Below are 16,253 nucleotides of genomic sequence, written 5' to 3' on the forward strand. Positions count from 1 at the left end.
AGCTTGTCGACCCAGGCGATCAGCGCCACGTCCAGCGCAATGATCAGGGTCGAAATGGCCAGGGTGGTGGGGTCCAGCGACGAGACGGTGCGGCTGTACATCCAGATCGGCAGCGTGCGCACGTCGATCGTGTACATGAAGAAAGTCACCGTGAACTCGTTGAAGGAAATGATGAAGGCGAAGATCAGCCCGGCCATGATGCCCGGCTTCATCAGCGGCACCACGACATGCAGGATGGCGCGCAAGGGCGAGGCCCCCAGCGACATGGCGGCTTCTTCCAGGTCCACCCCGACACCGTTCATCGCACTCAGGCAATTGCGTAAAACAAAAGGCAGCGCCAGCGTGATGTGCGGAATGGCCAGACGGAACAGGCCCAGGTCAACGCCCGTTTCACGACTGAGCGCTTCGGTCATGAGCAGATAGGCCACGCCCAGCACCACCAGCGGAAACACGATGGGCAGGGTGAACAGCAGCTCGGCCAGATGGCGCCAGCGCCCGTGGCTGCGCACCACGGCATAAGACAGCGGCACACAGACACTGACGCTGGCCAGCATGGTGATGAGGCCCACGATCAGGCTGCTGGTCATGGCGCTGAAGGCCGACATCGTGCCCTCGCTTTTGTCGCCAAACAGCACATCGAAAGCGGCGCCGTACCAGCGCAGCGACAGGGACTGGGGTGGAAAATCCAGGTTGGTGCCGCCCGAGAACGACATGATCAGGATGATCACCACCGGCAGCGCCGCGATGAGCAGGCCCAGCCCGGCCAGGGTGCCCATGACCCAGCCAAACGATCCGCGGCCAGCACGGGAAGTGGCGGAGGACGTAGCTGGAGAAGTCACTGGAGAGGTGATTGAAGTTGCCGTTGCCATCATCGTGCTCCCTGCCATTTGGTGGTGCGTGTGGACAACCAGGTGGCTGCCGCCAGGGTGACCAGCGTGATGACAATGAGGGTGACGCCCGCCGCCGCCGCACCTGCCCAGTCAAACATCGGTGAAATCATGTCGCGGATGGCCACGCCCATGGTCTGGACACGGCGGCCGCCGAGCAGCAGGGGCACGGCGAAAGCGCTGGCGTTGAAGGCAAACACGATCGAGGCCGCACCGATCAGCCCGGGCTTGAGCAGCGGCAGCGTGATGTCGCGAAACGAGCGCCAGGGCGCAGCGCCCAGACTGGCACTGGCCTCCAGGTATTGCGCCGAGATGGCCCGCATCGAGCCCAGTATCGGAAACACCGCCAGCGGCAATGCGGTTTGTACCAGGCCCACCAGCACACCGATTTCATTGAACAGCAGTTGCACCGGTCGGTCCAGCACACCCAGCTTGAGCAAGACGCCGTTGATGATGCCGTTGGGCCCCAGCACCATGATCCAGCCATAGGACTGGATCAGCAGGTTCAGGATCATGGGCAGCAGGATGAGACTGGTGACCACGCGTCGCCAGATGGGCTGGGTAATCGCCGCCATCAGCATAGCCACGGGCACCGCCAGCACCAGACAGATGACCGTGCTGAGCGCCGCCAGTTTTAGCGTGAGGACCACCGAGCGAAGAAAAAACTGGTCGAGCAGGCCCAGATAGCGCTCAACACTGAAGCCTTCGATGACCTGCGTGTCCCCTGAAAAGGAAAAGCGCAGCACAAAGACAACCGCCAGCAAAAAGGGCAGCAAGAGCATGACGGCCGGCAAGGCCAGCAGGGCCAGCCGCAGGCGGCCTGAATGAAAATAGGACATATCAGACTTTTCTCACGGCCGGATCACAGCGTGCGAGCCGGCCGTGCTTGGCAACAACAGGGCGATCAGCGGACCCTCAAGAAAAGGTCTGCGTATAGCGCTTGATCCAGCTGTCGCGCACCGCGGCAATCACCGCCTTGTCATGAATCACCGCCGTGGAGCCGAGTTGCTCGGGCTTGATGATGAAGGGGCTCTTTTGCGCTTCTGGCGAGAGCACGGCTTTGAGGTTGACCGGTCCGTTGAGCACGTCTTCCGCCATTTTCCCCTGCACCACCGGGTCCAGCGTGTGATTAAGGAAGGCGTGGATCACGGACGACTCGCCGGGATGGGCCTTGGGCACGATGGTGTACATCAAGTCGGCAAAAAAGCCTTCTTTCAGGTTGTAGGTGGCACCCAGGCCGGAATTGGGGTCCTTGAGTTCCTTGGCGAAAAACGCCGGGGCGTACACCGCGCCAATGTCCAGCGAATTGGAGCGAAACAACTCGGCAATTTGCGTGGGGTTCTCGCCAAAAGTCAGCACCCGGTCCTTGAGTTCGGCGAGCTTCTTGAAACCACCTTCCACATTGGTCGCACTGCCTCCGGTCAGCATGGCAGCCGCCACGATGGTGTCCAGCGAATCCGTCCAGGTCGCCGGCGGCAAAAACACCCGCTTGGCATATTTGGGGTTCCACATTTCCTCGTAGCTGGTCGGCGCTGCCTTGAAGGTACGGGTGTTGTAGAGCATGCCACCGGTCCACAGCAGATAGCCAATGCCATGGCCATCGGCCCCGGTACGAAACCGCTGGTCTACATTCTGGAGATTGGGCAACTGGTTCAGGTCGGGCTTTTCCAGCAGGCCAGCATTGGCCAGGGTCACGGCCCCGACACCCGCCAGCGTGATCACGTCGTATTGCGGGCGATTGCCGCCGGCCTTGAGCTTGGCGACCATCTCGGACGTGCTGCCGGTGCGGTCAGCAATCACTTTAGCACCGGTTTGTGCTTCAAACGTTTGCGCAATGTTGCGTAGCACCGCCAGGCCCGTATCGTCCGACCAGGTCAGGATACGCAGGGTTTTCCCCGCAAACCTGCGATTTTGGGCAAGCGCGTTGAGTGCCGGAAATGCCAGAGCCGTCGAGGCCAGCGCAGCGCCTGCCTTGACCAAGGTGCGCCGATTAATATCGTGTGTCATGTTGCTTGTCTCCTGTGTATGTATACATATAAGAATAATTTGTTGGCCTGCAAAATTCCCCGTTCCACAGCCCTCAAAAAATCTCAAAGCCATGGTAATGGCTCTGCTAAAGTAGCGATAGTCACAAAATTGTCGCGAACCTATCAATAAAACTGAATGCAAGACTTGGACCCGCACCTGCTTCGTGCATTCCTGGCGGTCATTGAGGTAGGCACCGTCAATGGCGCGGCTGCGGCACTGCACCGCACCCAGGCAGCCGTCAGCATGCAGATCCGGCGCCTGGAGGACATCGCGGGCGCCCCTCTGTTTGAGCGCTCACCCAAGGGCTTGACGGCAAACGCCGAGGGGCGGGTTCTGGAGCCCTACGCGCGTGAAATCCTGACCCTCAATGAAGAGGCCAGGCAGCGCATCAGCGGCCAGCGCATGGAAGGACGGGTCAAGCTGGGTGTGGTGGAAGACTTTGCCGCAACGCGGCTGATTGATATTTTGAAGTCCTTCCGCGACCAGAACCCCAAGGTGCATCTCGATCTGATCATTGCAGGCAACCGGCAGTTGGCCGCGCTGTTTGAGCAGGACAAACTCGATTTGCTGATCTGCGACTCCCTGGAAGTGGCGCACAAACCGTTGGTCGAATGGCCCGAGCAGTTGCTGTGGGTGGTGCGCTCTGACCTGACGCTGACACCCGATGATGCGCTGCCGGTGGTCCTGTTTACCGATGCCTGCCCCTGGCGCACCCGGGTCATGGAGTCGCTGGCAGACAGCCAGCTGCGCTGGAGCATGGTGTGTGAAGCCTCCACGCTGGTGGCGATGGCAACCGCCGTGCAAGTAGGCATCGGCATCGGGCCCATGATTACAGCGACCATTCCGCCCGGTTGCCGCGTTTTGGCACCAACGCGTGAATTCCCGGCCCCGATTCAAATCGGTATTGGCCTGTACGCACGCACCAGCGCCTCCGATGAGGCCAACTACCTGGCTGATTTCATCACCCGCATGCCAGGCAGGCTGGCGGTCTGACGGACAATGGGCAGTTGCCGCCTGGTGAAGCGCCAAGCCGCGCAAGCCTGACGAAATCCGGGCGTCCCCCACATGAAAATCATTCGAGCTGATTGCCACCATGCCGATTAAATCGAGTCCTTTGCCAGAAGACCTGGCCAGTACGGAAGCAACAACCGGTAGCGCACACAAAACGGGCGTTGACCATTACGAGAACTTCCCGGTTGCCTCCCTCTTGTGCCCGCCGCAGCTGCGCCCGGCCGTGGCAGCGATTTACTGGTTTGCCCGCACCGCAGACGACATCGCCGACGAAGGCGATGCCCTGCCCCGGCAGCGCCTGGACGATCTGGCAGCCTACCGCGCCGACCTGATGGCCGTGGCGCAGGGCCAGCCGGTCTCACCGCGCTGGCCTGCGGTGTTTGAACGCCTGCGCCCCGTAATGGCGCAATTTGCGCTGCCGGTGCCGCTGCTGGCCGACTTGCTCAGCGCCTTTGAGCAGGATGTGGTCAAAACCCGCGACGGCGTGGGCTACGCCAGCGAGGCCGAGCTGCTGGACTACTGCCGCCTCTCTGCCAACCCGGTGGGCCGGCTGTTGCTGCATTTGTATGGCGTGAAAGACGAGCCCTCGCTGCAGCAAAGCGACGCCATCTGCTCGGCGCTGCAGCTCATCAACTTCTGGCAAGACCTCAGCGTGGACATTCCGCGTGGGCGCATTTACCTGCCGGCCGACGCCTGGGCCCTGCATGGCGTCACCGAAGCCCAGCTGCTGACACTGGACAGCAATCCAACCACTATCAATTTGATAGCTTCTTGCGCCCATTCTGCAAGGGCTAGAATGCTAAAAGGCTTACCACTGGTGAAGAAAGTGCCCGGGCGCGGTGGCTGGGAGCTGCGGCTGGTGGTGCAAGGCGGCTTGCGCATTCTGGACAAGATAGAAGCGCTGGGCTTCAATACCCTGGCGCGGCGGCCCAAGCTCGGGGCCTGGGACGTGGTGGTGATGGGCTGGCGTGCTTTATGGATGTGAAATGGCCCCCACGCTTTTCACTTCGTGTAATGCGCTGCCCCCCGAGGGGGCTATTTTTCCTAGGGGCGGCCCGTCGGAAAAATGCCTAAGCGTCAAAAAAAGACTCGCTACCGCAGCCCGGAATCCAGCTTTCGAGCATGCAACAATCGCCGCATGACCCCCGAGCAATATGTCCAGCAAAAAGCCGCCGCATCCGGCAGCAGTTTCTATTACGCCTTTCTGTTTTTACCCAAAGAGCGGCGCGCCGCCATCACGGCGTTTTACGCGTTTTGCCGCGAGATTGATGACGTCGTCGATGAGGTGAGCGACCCCGGTGTGGCGCACAGCAAGCTGGCCTGGTGGCAGGCCGAAGTCGACAAGTCCTTTGCCGGTACGCCGACGCACCCGGTCATGAAAGCCCTGATGCCGCTGGCACCCCGGTACCGCATCGAAGCGCGCCATTTGCAGGCCGTGATCGAAGGCTGCCAGATGGATCTGGCGCAAAACCGCTACCTCGACTTTCCCGGCCTGCAGCGCTACTGCCATCTGGTGGCCGGCATTGTGGGCGAGGTCGCCGCGCGCATTTTTGGCCAGACCGAGGAAGCCACCACCGCCTACGCCCACAAGCTGGGCCTGGCATTTCAGCTGACCAATATCATCCGCGATGTAGGCGAAGACGCGATGCGCGGCCGCATCTACATCCCGGTCAACGAGCTGCAGCAGTTTGACGTGAAGGCGCACGAAATTTTGAAGCGCCAGTACTCCGAACGCTTCACGGCACTGATGCAGTTTCAGACCGAGCGCGCGCTGGCGCTGTATGACGAGGCGCTGGCCATGCTGCCCGCCGCCGACCGCCGCAGCCAGAAACCCGGGCTGATGATGGCCAGCATCTACCGCACCCTGCTGCGCGAGATTGCCGCCGACGGCTACCAGGTGCTGCACCAGCGCGTCAGCCTCACGCCGTTGCGCAAGTTCTGGCTGGCGTGGAAAACCCAGGCATTTGGAAAAGTGGTTTGAAAACAGCGGTCATAGGTGCCGGCTGGGCCGGCTGCGCCGCAGCGGTCGAAGCGACACGGCTAGGTCACCATGTCACGGTCTTTGAAGCGGCCCGGGTTCCCGGCGGGCGGGCGCGACGGGTAGACAACCAGCTACCCGATGGCACGGCACTGCAGCTGGACAACGGCCAGCACATCCTGATAGGCGCCTATGCCGAAACCCTGCGCCTGATGGCCGATGTGGGTGTCGATGTGAAGGCGGTCTTTCTGCGCCTGCCGCTCACTTTGCAGTTGCCCGACGGTTCGGGCCTGAAACTGCCCAGCTGGCCTGCGCCGCTGGACGCCCTGGTGGGCATCGCCTGCGCGCGCGGCTGGTCGTGGCGCGACAAACTCTCTCTGCTCAAATTGGCCATGGGCTGGCAGCTGGGCGGCTTTCGCTGCGCGCCGCACGAGTCGGTGGCCTCGCTGTGCCGAAAACTCAGTCCGCGCGTGATGGCTGCGTTGATTGAGCCGCTGTGCGTTTCGGCGCTCAACACGCCGCCCGAGCGTGCCAGCGGCCAGGTGTTTTTACGCGTGATGCGCGATGCCCTGTTTTCGGAAACCGGCGGCTCCAACCTGCTGCTGCCGCGGGTGGACCTGAGCGCCCTGCTGCCCGATGCCGCACTGGCCTGGGTGGCCCGGCAAGGTGGCGAGGTGCGCCTGGGCACACGGGTGCAAACCATTGCGCCGGCCGCTGCAGCCCCGGGCTGGCAGGTGGAGGGTGAAAGCTTTGACCGCGTGCTGCTGGCCTGCCCACCTTCGGAAGCGGCGCGGCTGGTGCAGGATGGCAAGGGGCACCATGCATCCATGGCCGCGACCTGGCTGGCGCAAACCCGTGCGCTGGCGTTTGAAGCGCTCACCACTGTCTATGCCGTGATGCCCGGCGCATCCTTGCCACAGGCCATGCTGGCGCTGCCGGCCACCCCCGAGGCGCCCGCGCAATTTGTGTTTGACCGGGGCCAGCTGGGCGGCGCGCCCGGCCTGCTGGCTTTTGTGATCAGTGCCAGTGTGGGCGACAACGCCACCCTGACGCGGCAGGTGCTGGCCCAGGGCGAACGCCAGCTCGGGCTAAAGGGTTTGCAGGCGGTGCAGACCATTGTGGAAAAGCGCGCCACCTTTGCCTGCACACCGGGTTTGCAACGGCCGGCGGCGCAGATTGCACCGGGTTGCCTGGCCTGCGGCGACTATATCGCCGGCCCCTACCCGGCCACACTGGAGGGCGCCGTGCGCTCAGGGCTGGAAGCTGCCCGCCTGCTGGCTTGAACAAACTACTATTTGCTATATATTTGATAGCTGTCAGCTCATGTTTTGCATGGGCTAGAGCCCAATTTGACAAGTATCAAGCCTGCGCAATGCGGGCCGTTTCCTGCCGGGCCATGGTGCGCACCGCCTGCTGCGCAGGCCGGGCCAGGCAGCGGTCCAGCCATTGCGTGGCCTGCGGAAACGACACCATCAGGCCGCGCGCGTGACGCACCCAGGCCAGCACCGAGGCCACACACACATCGGCCACGGTAAAACGCTCGCCGGCCAGGTAGCTGCGCCCCTGCAGGTGCTGCTCCAGCACCCGCAAAGGTGCGAGCAAACGCCGCTCCGCCTCCTGGGCCAGCTCGGGCTTGCGCCGCTCAGCGGGCATGATCGCGCCGTGCATCAGTGACGTCAGGGCTTCTTTCTCGCACTCGGTCACGGCCCAAAAGCTCCAGCGCAGGATCTCGGCCTGCTCGGCGTGGTTGAGGGCAGCCAGGCTGTGCGGCGCACTGCCGCCAAAGCGCTGGGCCAGGTACAGGGCGCAGGCCATGGACTCCCAGACCAGCACACCGCCATCGTCCACCACCGGGATATGCCCGTTGGCGTTGAGCGCCAGAAACTCCGGCGTGCGGGTGGCCCCGCCCTGGTAAGGCAGGGCAATGTGCTCGTAGTCCAGGCCCAGCTCATGCGCCACCCACAGGGGCCGGGATGCGCGCGAAGCGGCGATGCCGTAGATTTTCAGTGTCTTCAGTGTCATGGGAACCCCCGGCTCAGGCCTGGAACAATTCGCACAGCTCGGTCAGGCTGCTCACGGTCTCGTGGGGGGTGGCGGCGTGGGGCCACAAATGGTCGGCGCGGTTCACCCAAACCGTCTGCATGCCGCAGTTCAGCGCGCCGAGTATGTCCAGTGCGGCATCGTCGCCCACATGCAGCACCTGCGCCGGCGGCACATCGACAGCACCCGCGCCCGCATGGAAGATGCGCGGGTCGGGCTTGCCGACCCCAAATGCCTGGGCGCTGATGCTGGCCTGAAAGTACTGGTCAATGCCGATGCGCTCGATGTCGGCATTGCCGTTGGACAGCGCGACGATGGGAAAGCGGGCCGACAGGAACTCCAGTGCCAGCAAGGCGTCATCGAACAGCGTGACCCGGTTGCGCTCGGCAAAAAAAACGTCAAAGGCAGCTTCGGCCAGCAAGGGGTTTTCCTGGGAGCGGTACAGGGCCAGGCGGATGGCTTCGCGCCGGATCGCGGCAAGGTTGTGCTTGAGCTCGGGCCGGGTACGCACAATCTGCTCGCGAATGTCGTGCCGGGCCGAGGGGTTGGCAAACAGTGCCGCGGTCATCGGTGCGTGCCGGCTCAGCCAGTTGTCCAGTGCCTTTTCCGCCCGCTCGATCGCCGGCCAGATCGGCCACAGCGTATCGTCCAGGTCCAGGGTTATCGCTTTGATAATGGTCAGGTCGAGCATGGTGGGAGAGAATACCTCATGTTTTTTGCCGCCGAACCCCCTCACCAGCATGGTCAAACACCGCCAGCCGGCACCGGCACCGCGGTGCTGCTGTGCAACCTGGGCACGCCCGATGCCCCCACGGCCGCGGCCCTGCGCCGCTACCTGGCCGAGTTTTTAAGCGATCACCGCGTGGTGGAAATCCCCAAGCCGCTCTGGTGGCTGATTCTGCACGGCATTATTCTGCGGGTTCGGCCCAAGAAGTCGGCCGCCAAATACGCCAGCATCTGGACGCCGGAAGGCTCGCCGCTCAAGGTCTGGACCAGCAAGCAGGCCCTCATGCTGCGCGGCTACCTGGGCCAGCGCGGCCACGCGGTTCAGGTGCGCTACGCCATGCGCTACGGCAGCCCGTCGATGGCCTCGCAACTCGATGAACTCAAGGCCGCGGGCGTGACCCGCATCCTGGTGCTGCCCGCCTACCCGCAGTACAGCGGCACCACCACGGCCAGCGTGTTCGATGCGGTGTACAGCTGGGCCGCGCGCATACGCCGCATCCCCGAGTTCCGCTTTGTCAATCACTACCACGACCACCCGGGCTACATCGCCGCGCTGGCCGCCCAAGTCCGCGCGCACTGGGCGGCCCACGGCAAGTCCGGGCAACTGGTCATGAGTTTTCATGGCGTGCCCGAGCGCACGCTGCACCTGGGCGACCCCTACCACTGCGAATGCCAGAAAACCGCGCGCCTGCTGGCCGAACAACTGGGCCTGGCGCCCACGCAGTACCAGCTTACCTTCCAGTCCCGCTTCGGCAAGGCCAAGTGGCTGCAGCCCTACACCGAACCCACCCTGGTGGCCATGGCCCGGTCCGGCGTCAAACGCGTGGACGTGATCTGCCCCGGCTTCACCGGCGACTGCCTGGAGACGCTGGAAGAAATTGCCCAGGAAGCCAAGGCAGCCTTCCTGCAGGCCGGCGGCCAGGCGTTTCATTACATCCCCTGCCTGAACGACAGCCACGAATGGATCAGCGCCCTAAGCGATCTGGCGCAACAGCATCTGGCGGGCTGGCCGACGCAGGCCGCACCCGACGCGCAGGCGCTGGCCGCCTCGCGTGCTGCGGCCCTGGCGTTGGGGGCGAAGCAATAAGCCAAAGGCCATGGAAGCGCTATCAGTTGGATGATCCCGCTATCCCCTTGCTTGCCAGACTTTCCAGGCCGTGAATTCAGAGGGGCGCAAGCCGTAGCGCGCCAACACGCCCTCATGCAGTCGTCGCAGTTCCTGCACGATCAGCGCCTGGACGTTGGCACGGTCAGCATCCGGCACATGCGCCACAACAGCCCCTTGGATGACTGTGAGTGCATCCTCCTTGGGGTGCGTCACCACATCCCGGATCGTCTGTTTGATCACATCCCGCCAAGCCAGGCGGGTCGGGTCCGGTTCAGCCAGCTCCTGCTTGATGGCCAGGTACTCTTGCGTTGACCTCTCGTAGGCCCAGACATAAAGGTCTCGCAGCAGCTCCACGCGGGTCAACTCGTACAGGCCCAGAGTGGCTCGGCTGTAGGCTTGCTCAGGCACATCCAGGAAAGTGAGCGGACAAAGGTTCGCACGAAACAGCGGCAGATTGGCTGCCAGCCGTGAGCATCGCTTGTTAATGTCAGCGAACGGCTGCAGATAGGGCAGGTGCACCATGACGAAGAAGGATTGCTCGAACGGGTCGGTGATCTGATTCACCTTGTCGAGCAAAACATCGAGCGCCTCGTCGATCTGCTGCGGCGCTGACAACGGTCGGTAAACGCTCTTGCCGATGTCCACTGCGTGCTGGCGAATCCGGCCTTCATCAGCCGGATTGGGCAAGAGGTTCTCCGACAAGGCGCTATGCAGGTTCATCAAGGTGTAGCGGTTGAAACCGATCTCTCCAATGTTCTCCACGAGCAACTCGATCGCGGTTTTGTGGTTGAGGATCATCTGCGTTTCGATCGCCGCCTTGCCCCACGCCACCTTGCCGTACTCAATCAGCTCACGCGTGTCCAGGCGGGAGTAGGTGTTGCCCTCCAGATGACTCGATGCCCAGGACAGGTCTACCAGCAGCCTGTTCAGGACCGCGCGGCTATAGGTGCCCGCAGGCTGCACAGCCTCTGCGGTCTTCCCCATCTTGTGTAACTGACGACGAAGCGATTCCGATAGATACCAGGTCACGCCCGGCCGATAGGCATCGAGAAAATCACGCTGGTAGCCCACGGGTTTGCGTGCTTCCAGGGGCTGATCGACATAAACAACGATGTCGCGGCTGTCGGCGGAAAGCGGAATGTAAGCCGGAAAGATGTCTTGCGTAATGGCAGAAGCAACCGTCACCGCCATCTTGGCCGCGAAGTATCGACGAGCACGCCCCTCGCCGATAGCGCTTATCTGCCCCTCATTGATCCATTGACTGATCCACCGCTGTGCTGTGCGGCGCGCAACGTCGGGATGCTGTGCGAGCAGATTGGCCAGCGTCAAGCCAGCGGCAGATTCCTGAATGCTTTTCAGTAGCTCGGTAACGGTAAACATGGCATCGTTTGGCGCAGTTTCTTGGACTGATGGCGCAATTATGGCGCAGTTTACAGAACTGCGCCATCAAAATGGCGCAGCTCTTATCGATGAACGCTTCCCCGGTCCAGCGTCGCGGGGCCAGGTTGTTCATTTGGTTGACAATCATGGGTTGACCCAACGTTTAACTCCCATGACCTCTACCACTTTAGAAGCACCCGTCCAGGCAGGTGAGCCCACGCAATCCAGCGATCAGCCCGGCGAACCATCCAGGAAAGCGGCTCGTTCGCCATCGGTCCAACCTGTTCTTGAGAAGCTATTTGAACTCTATCCGCATCTGTTTGGCGCCGAGTTCCTGCCCCTCAAGCTCGGTATTTTTCAGGAACTGCTGGCAAACCACCCCGAGCATTTCGGGCGCGACGCCCTCAAAGCCGCCCTGAGCCTGCATACGCGCTCAACACGCTACCTGCAAAGCATTGCCGCGGGCAACAAGCGCCACGACCTTCAAGGTCTTGCGGTTGAAGACGTGGCCCCGGAGCATGTCTACTTGGCCATGCTTGAATTGTTCCGTCGTCGGCAACGTCGCGCCAAAGAAGACTTGCGGCCGAAGTTTCGCGCGCAGCTGATCGCAGCGTTCGAGGCGTCTGGCCTGACACGCCAGGACTACCTGTCAAAAGTCCAGACCAACGATGCGCAAGCCAACACCCTGCTGCAGGAAGCGTTCGCCGAATATGACAGCAAGCTGGCCAAGCAGGAGGCACTGTGCCGGGCCTTCAACAGCAGCGGCAAAACACTCGAAGAGTTTGCCGACATGTATGGCCTGGACAAGCGCGACGTGCTCAAGGCGCTTGGCCGAAATCGCCGCCTGCAAACCGCTGCAATCAACCCTTGAAAATTGAGCGTCTGGCGTCATGGAACACCCACACGACATCGAACAGCGCCTGACCGATCTGGAGATCAAGGCCAGTTTCACCGAAGACCTGCTGGATAAGCTCGACCAGGTCATCATCCGCCAGCAGCAGCAAATCGACATCCTGATTCGCGAGATCGCTGACCTTCGCCAGCCGGCCACGGACGCGGGAGTCGGCGTGCCTCGCAGCTTGCGCGACGAATTGCCACCTCATTTCTGACGGCTCTTCATCGCCAGGCAAGGCAGACGCTTGCACTCTGGGAACATCTAGGACTAAAATGGTTCTATATGTAAAGGAAAGCCACGGCGATGTTGAGACTGAGCAAGCTGACCGACTACGGCACCGTGATCATGACCCACATGGCGCGGCAGCCGGAGCGCGTCTACAGCGCCGCCGAAGTGGCCAGCGCGATCGGTGTGACGGTTCCCACGGCGAGCAAGATCCTCAAGACGCTGGCGCGGGCAAACCTGCTGCAGTCGCTGCGCGGCGCCCACGGCGGTTACCTGCTGTCGCGCCCGCCCGATGAGATCTCCATCGCCGAGGTCATCGACGCAATGGAAGGGCCGGTCGGCGTGACCGAGTGCAGCGCCGCCGTCGGCCTGTGCGCGCAGGAGGGCTCGTGTTCGTTGCGGGCCAACTGGCAGCGCGTCAACCAGGTTATTCGCCGCGTGCTGAGCGACCTCACGCTGGCGGACATGGCGCAACCGGTGTTTCAGCCGGTGGACGTAGTCGCGCTGCGGGCCCGGCGGCAACGAGAGGGCCTGAGGCAGTAGCAGAGGCGGTCGCAACGGGAGACAAGCACATGACAAGCTCCACAGTCCAACTCGACGAACTGATCAGTCAGGACTACAAACACGGCTTCTACACCGCCGTGGAGACGGACACCGTGCCGCGCGGGCTTTCCGAAGATGTGATCCGCCTGATCTCGGCCAAGAAGGGCGAACCCGACTTCATGCTCGAATGGCGGCTGCGGGCCTATCGCCACTGGCTGACGATCACCGAGCCGCGCTGGGCCACGGTGCGCCACCCGCCCATAGCCTATCAAGACATCGCCTATTACTCCGCGCCGAAGTCGCGCAAGGACGGGCCGCAAAGCCTGGACGATGTGGACCCGGAACTGCTGCGGACCTACGAGAAGCTGGGCGTGCCGCTCGAGGAGCGCGCGCTGCTCGCCGGTGTGGCGGTGGACGCGGTATTCGACAGCGTGTCGGTGGCGACCACCTTCAAGGAGAAGCTGGGCGAGCTGGGCATTGTGTTCTGCTCGTTCTCCGAGGCGGTGCAACAGCACCCCGACCTGGTGCGGCAATACCTCGGCTCGGTCGTGCCCTACACCGACAACTTCTTCGCCACGCTCAACTCGGCGGTGTTCAGCGACGGCTCGTTCTGCTACATCCCGCCGGGGGTGCGCTGCCCCATGGAGCTGTCCACCTACTTCCGCATCAACGCCAAAAACACCGGCCAGTTCGAGCGCACGCTGATCATCGCCGACAAGGGGGCCTACGTGAGCTACCTGGAAGGCTGCACCGCGCCGATGCGCGACGAGAACCAGCTGCATGCCGCGGTGGTCGAGCTGATTGCGCTGGAAGGCGCGCAGATCAAGTACGCGACGGTGCAGAACTGGTACCCCGGCGACAAGGAGGGCAAGGGCGGCATCTACAACTTCGTCACCAAGCGCGGCGACTGCCGCGGTGCCAACTCGAAGATTTCCTGGACCCAGGTGGAGACCGGCTCGGCCATCACCTGGAAGTACCCCAGCGTGATCCTGCAGGGGGACAACGCCGTGGGCGAGTTCCACTCGGTGGCGCTGACCAACCACTACCAGCAGGCCGACACCGGCACCAAGATGATTCACCTCGGGAAGAACACCCGCAGCACCATCCTTTCCAAAGGGATTTCGGCCGGCCACGGCCAGAACGCCTACCGCGGGCGGGTGTTGGTGGCCAAAGGCGCTGCCGGCGCACGCAACTACACGCAGTGCGACTCGCTGCTGCTGGGCGACCGGTGTGCGGCCCACACCTTCCCCTACATCGAAGTGAAGAACCCGACCGCCCGGGTCGAGCACGAGGCCTCCACCTCGCGCATCGGCGAGGACCAGTTGTTCTATTGCCAGAGCCGCGGCCTCGCGCCGGAAGACGCGGTGTCGATGATCGTCAACGGCTTCTGCAAGGAGGTGTTCAAGGAACTGCCGATGGAATTTGCGGTGGAAGCGCAGAAGCTGCTGGGCGTGAGCCTGGAGGGCAGCATCGGCTGACAACGGCTGAAAGCGATTGATGGGGACAGACCATGCTCGAGATCAGAAACCTGCATGTCAGCGTTGACGAGAAGCCCATCCTGCGCGGCATCGATCTCACGATCCGGGCGGGCGAAGTGCACGCCATCATGGGGCCGAACGGCTCGGGCAAGAGCACGCTGGCCCATGTGCTGGCCGGGCGCGACAACTATGTGGTGACCGCCGGCGAGGTGCGCTACGAGGGCCGGAACCTGCTCGAGCTGCCGCCTGAAGAGCGGGCGCGAGAGGGCATCTTTTTGGCCTTTCAGTACCCGGTGGAGATCCCCGGCGTCGCCAATATCTATCTGCTGAAGGCAGCGGTCAATGCGCGGCGCAAGCACCGCGGCGAGCCGGAGCTGGACGCGGTGGACTTCCTCGCGCTGGTGAAGGGCAAGCTGGCGCTGATGGGCATGGACACCAGCCTGCTGTACCGCGCGGTCAACGAGGGCTTCTCCGGCGGCGAGAAGAAGCGCAACGAGATCCTGCAGATGGCCGTGCTGGAGCCGAAACTCGCCATCCTCGACGAGACCGATTCGGGCCTGGATATCGACGCGCTACAGGTCGTCGCCGGCGGCATCAGCGCCATGCGCAGCCCAGACCGGGCCATCGTGCTGGTGACCCACTACCAGCGCCTGCTCAACTACATCGTGCCGGACCACGTGCACGTGCTGGCGCAGGGCCGCATCGCGCTGTCCGGTGGGCGGGAGCTGGCGCTGGAGCTGGAAAAACACGGTTACGGCTGGACCGAGGCCGAGGCCAGCCGCCAGGCGGGGGTGGTTTCATGAACGTCATCACCACAGCCGATTTCTACCGCGACGAATTCGCCCGCGTCGCTTCGTCACTGCCCGGTGGGCGCCTGCCGTGGCTGCGGCGCGCGCGCGAAGCGGGCCTGGCGTCTTTCGCCGACACCGGCTTCCCGACGCTGCGCCAGGAGGACTGGAAGTACACCAGCGTCGCGGCCATCGAGAAAAGCCGTTTTGTGCCGGCCGCGCTGGCGCCGAACGGCGTCACGGCAGAGCAGATCGAAGGCTGGAACCTGCCCGACACGCAGCGGATGGTGTTCGTGAACGGCCACTATCAGCCACGCTGGTCGCACATCGGGCCGCTGCCCGCGGGCGTCACGCTGGCCAGCCTCGCCGAGGTGCTGGAACGCGACCCCGAGTGCCTGGAAAGCCTGCTGGGGCCGACGCCGGATGCCTACCCGTCTGCCTTTGCGGCTCTGAACGCGGCCTTCATGACCGATGGCGCCTATGTCCATCTGGCCGCCGGCGTGGCGCTCGACACGACTATCCACCTGCTGTTCGTCACCACCGAAGCGGGCCTGGCGGTGCAAACGCGCAACCTCGTGGTGGCCGACGCCGGCAGCCGCGCCAGCCTGATCGAGCACCATGTGGCCGTCGGCGATGGTGCGTACTTCACCAATGTGATCACCGACCTCGTAGCCGGGCGCGACGCCGGGATCGAGCACCACAAGCTGCAGCAGGAGAGCCTCAAGGCCTTCCACGTCGCCGCGGTGAATGCAGACCAGCAGCATGGCAGCCGCTTCACCTCGCGCTCGTTCGCGCTGGGCGCTGTCCTGGCGCGGATCGACATCCGCGTCGGGCTCAATGCCGAGCATACCGCGTGCGCGCTCGACGGGCTGTACATGACCGACGGCCGCCAGCATATTGACCACCACACCCGCATCGACCATGCCCAGCCGCACGGCACCAGCCGCGAGTTCTACAAGGGCGTGCTGGCCGGCGCATCCCGCGCGGTGTTCAACGGCAAGGTGATCGTGCATGCCGATGCGCAGCACAGCGATGCCGATCAGACCAACCGCAACCTGCTGCTGTCGGACAACGCCGAAGTCGATACCAAACCGCAACTGGAGATCTACGCCGACGACGTGAAATGCAGCCACGGCGCCACCGTCGGCCAGCTCGACCCCGAGCAG

At 63.2% G+C, this 16,253-nt stretch carries 17 protein-coding genes; 11 read left to right on the forward strand and 6 right to left on the reverse strand.

Annotated features, from left to right (window positions below):
- From V6M61_RS06070 to V6M61_RS06080, 3 genes are all read right to left on the reverse strand, one after another.
- The coding region (locus V6M61_RS06070; protein ID WP_332775670.1) for an ABC transporter permease at positions 1-839 on the reverse strand (839 nt) is incomplete at its 3' end.
- A 29-nt stretch (positions 840-868) separates the two neighbouring features.
- A complete protein-coding gene (locus V6M61_RS06075) occupies positions 869-1,726 on the reverse strand; it encodes an ABC transporter permease (protein ID WP_332775671.1) in 858 nt (285 codons plus the stop codon).
- 76 nt (positions 1,727-1,802) lie between these two features.
- Positions 1,803-2,894, reverse strand: a complete 1,092-nt coding sequence (locus V6M61_RS06080; protein WP_332775672.1) for an ABC transporter substrate-binding protein — start codon at positions 2,892-2,894, stop codon at positions 1,803-1,805.
- Between the two features lie 156 nt (positions 2,895-3,050).
- Here V6M61_RS06080 and V6M61_RS06085 point away from each other — a divergent pair, with 156 nt between their 5' ends.
- From V6M61_RS06085 to hpnE, 4 genes are all read left to right on the forward strand, one after another.
- On the forward strand, positions 3,051-3,908 hold the full coding sequence (locus V6M61_RS06085) for a LysR family transcriptional regulator (protein ID WP_332775673.1): 858 nt from the start codon (positions 3,051-3,053) through the stop codon (positions 3,906-3,908).
- Between the two features lie 100 nt (positions 3,909-4,008).
- Entirely contained in the window at positions 4,009-4,911 is a 903-nt protein-coding gene (gene hpnC, locus V6M61_RS06090; protein ID WP_332775674.1) for a squalene synthase HpnC, read from the forward strand.
- Positions 4,912-5,064: 153 nt separating this feature from the next.
- Positions 5,065-5,907 carry a presqualene diphosphate synthase HpnD gene (hpnD, locus tag V6M61_RS06095; RefSeq protein WP_332775675.1) on the forward strand — a complete coding sequence of 281 codons (843 nt, stop codon included), beginning with the start codon at positions 5,065-5,067 and terminating at the stop codon, positions 5,905-5,907.
- Positions 5,904-7,187 (forward strand): hydroxysqualene dehydroxylase HpnE, encoded by a 1,284-nt coding sequence (gene hpnE / locus V6M61_RS06100; protein ID WP_332775676.1) that lies wholly within the window; start codon positions 5,904-5,906, stop codon positions 7,185-7,187. The genes hpnD and hpnE overlap by 4 nt, the downstream gene beginning before the upstream one ends.
- A 76-nt stretch (positions 7,188-7,263) precedes the next feature.
- On the opposite strand, the gene V6M61_RS06105 is transcribed toward hpnE, so the two are convergent.
- Positions 7,264-7,926 (reverse strand): glutathione S-transferase family protein, encoded by a 663-nt coding sequence (locus V6M61_RS06105; RefSeq protein ID WP_332775677.1) that lies wholly within the window; start codon positions 7,924-7,926, stop codon positions 7,264-7,266.
- Between the two features lie 13 nt (positions 7,927-7,939).
- Positions 7,940-8,635, reverse strand: coding sequence for an HAD family hydrolase (locus V6M61_RS06110; RefSeq protein ID WP_332775678.1), 696 nt, complete (start codon positions 8,633-8,635; stop codon positions 7,940-7,942).
- Positions 8,636-8,653: 18 nt separating this feature from the next.
- On the opposite strand from V6M61_RS06110, the gene hemH reads away from it, so the two are divergent.
- Complete coding sequence (gene hemH / locus V6M61_RS06115) at positions 8,654-9,757, forward strand: ferrochelatase (RefSeq protein ID WP_332775679.1); 1,104 nt, start codon at positions 8,654-8,656, stop codon at positions 9,755-9,757.
- 39 nt (positions 9,758-9,796) lie between these two features.
- Here the strand turns inward: hemH and V6M61_RS06120 are convergent, their stop codons facing one another.
- Positions 9,797-11,158, reverse strand: a complete 1,362-nt coding sequence (locus V6M61_RS06120; protein WP_332775680.1) for a Fic family protein — start codon at positions 11,156-11,158, stop codon at positions 9,797-9,799.
- Between V6M61_RS06120 and V6M61_RS06125 the strand changes: the two genes are divergently transcribed.
- The 6 genes from V6M61_RS06125 to sufD form a co-directional block, all read left to right on the forward strand.
- Positions 11,157-12,029 carry a ProQ/FINO family protein gene (locus tag V6M61_RS06125; RefSeq protein WP_332775681.1) on the forward strand — a complete coding sequence of 291 codons (873 nt, stop codon included), beginning with the start codon at positions 11,157-11,159 and terminating at the stop codon, positions 12,027-12,029. The two genes, V6M61_RS06120 and V6M61_RS06125, sit on opposite strands and share 2 nt — an antisense overlap.
- 19 nt (positions 12,030-12,048) lie before the next feature.
- Positions 12,049-12,267, forward strand: a complete 219-nt coding sequence (locus V6M61_RS06130) for a SlyX family protein (protein WP_332775682.1) — start codon at positions 12,049-12,051, stop codon at positions 12,265-12,267.
- 89 nt (positions 12,268-12,356) lie between these two features.
- Positions 12,357-12,821, forward strand: a complete 465-nt coding sequence (locus V6M61_RS06135) for an SUF system Fe-S cluster assembly regulator (protein WP_332775683.1) — start codon at positions 12,357-12,359, stop codon at positions 12,819-12,821.
- A 29-nt stretch (positions 12,822-12,850) separates the two neighbouring features.
- A complete protein-coding gene (sufB, locus tag V6M61_RS06140) occupies positions 12,851-14,299 on the forward strand; it encodes a Fe-S cluster assembly protein SufB (protein ID WP_332775684.1) in 1,449 nt (482 codons plus the stop codon).
- Between the two features lie 32 nt (positions 14,300-14,331).
- Entirely contained in the window at positions 14,332-15,102 is a 771-nt protein-coding gene (sufC, locus tag V6M61_RS06145) for a Fe-S cluster assembly ATPase SufC (RefSeq protein WP_332775685.1), read from the forward strand.
- The coding region (gene sufD / locus V6M61_RS06150) for a Fe-S cluster assembly protein SufD (RefSeq protein ID WP_332775686.1) at positions 15,099-16,253 on the forward strand (1,155 nt) is incomplete at its 3' end. The genes sufC and sufD, both read left to right, overlap by 4 nt.

The organism is Polaromonas sp. (genome assembly GCF_036676035.1).
Lineage (GTDB): Bacteria > Pseudomonadota > Gammaproteobacteria > Burkholderiales > Burkholderiaceae_C > Polaromonas.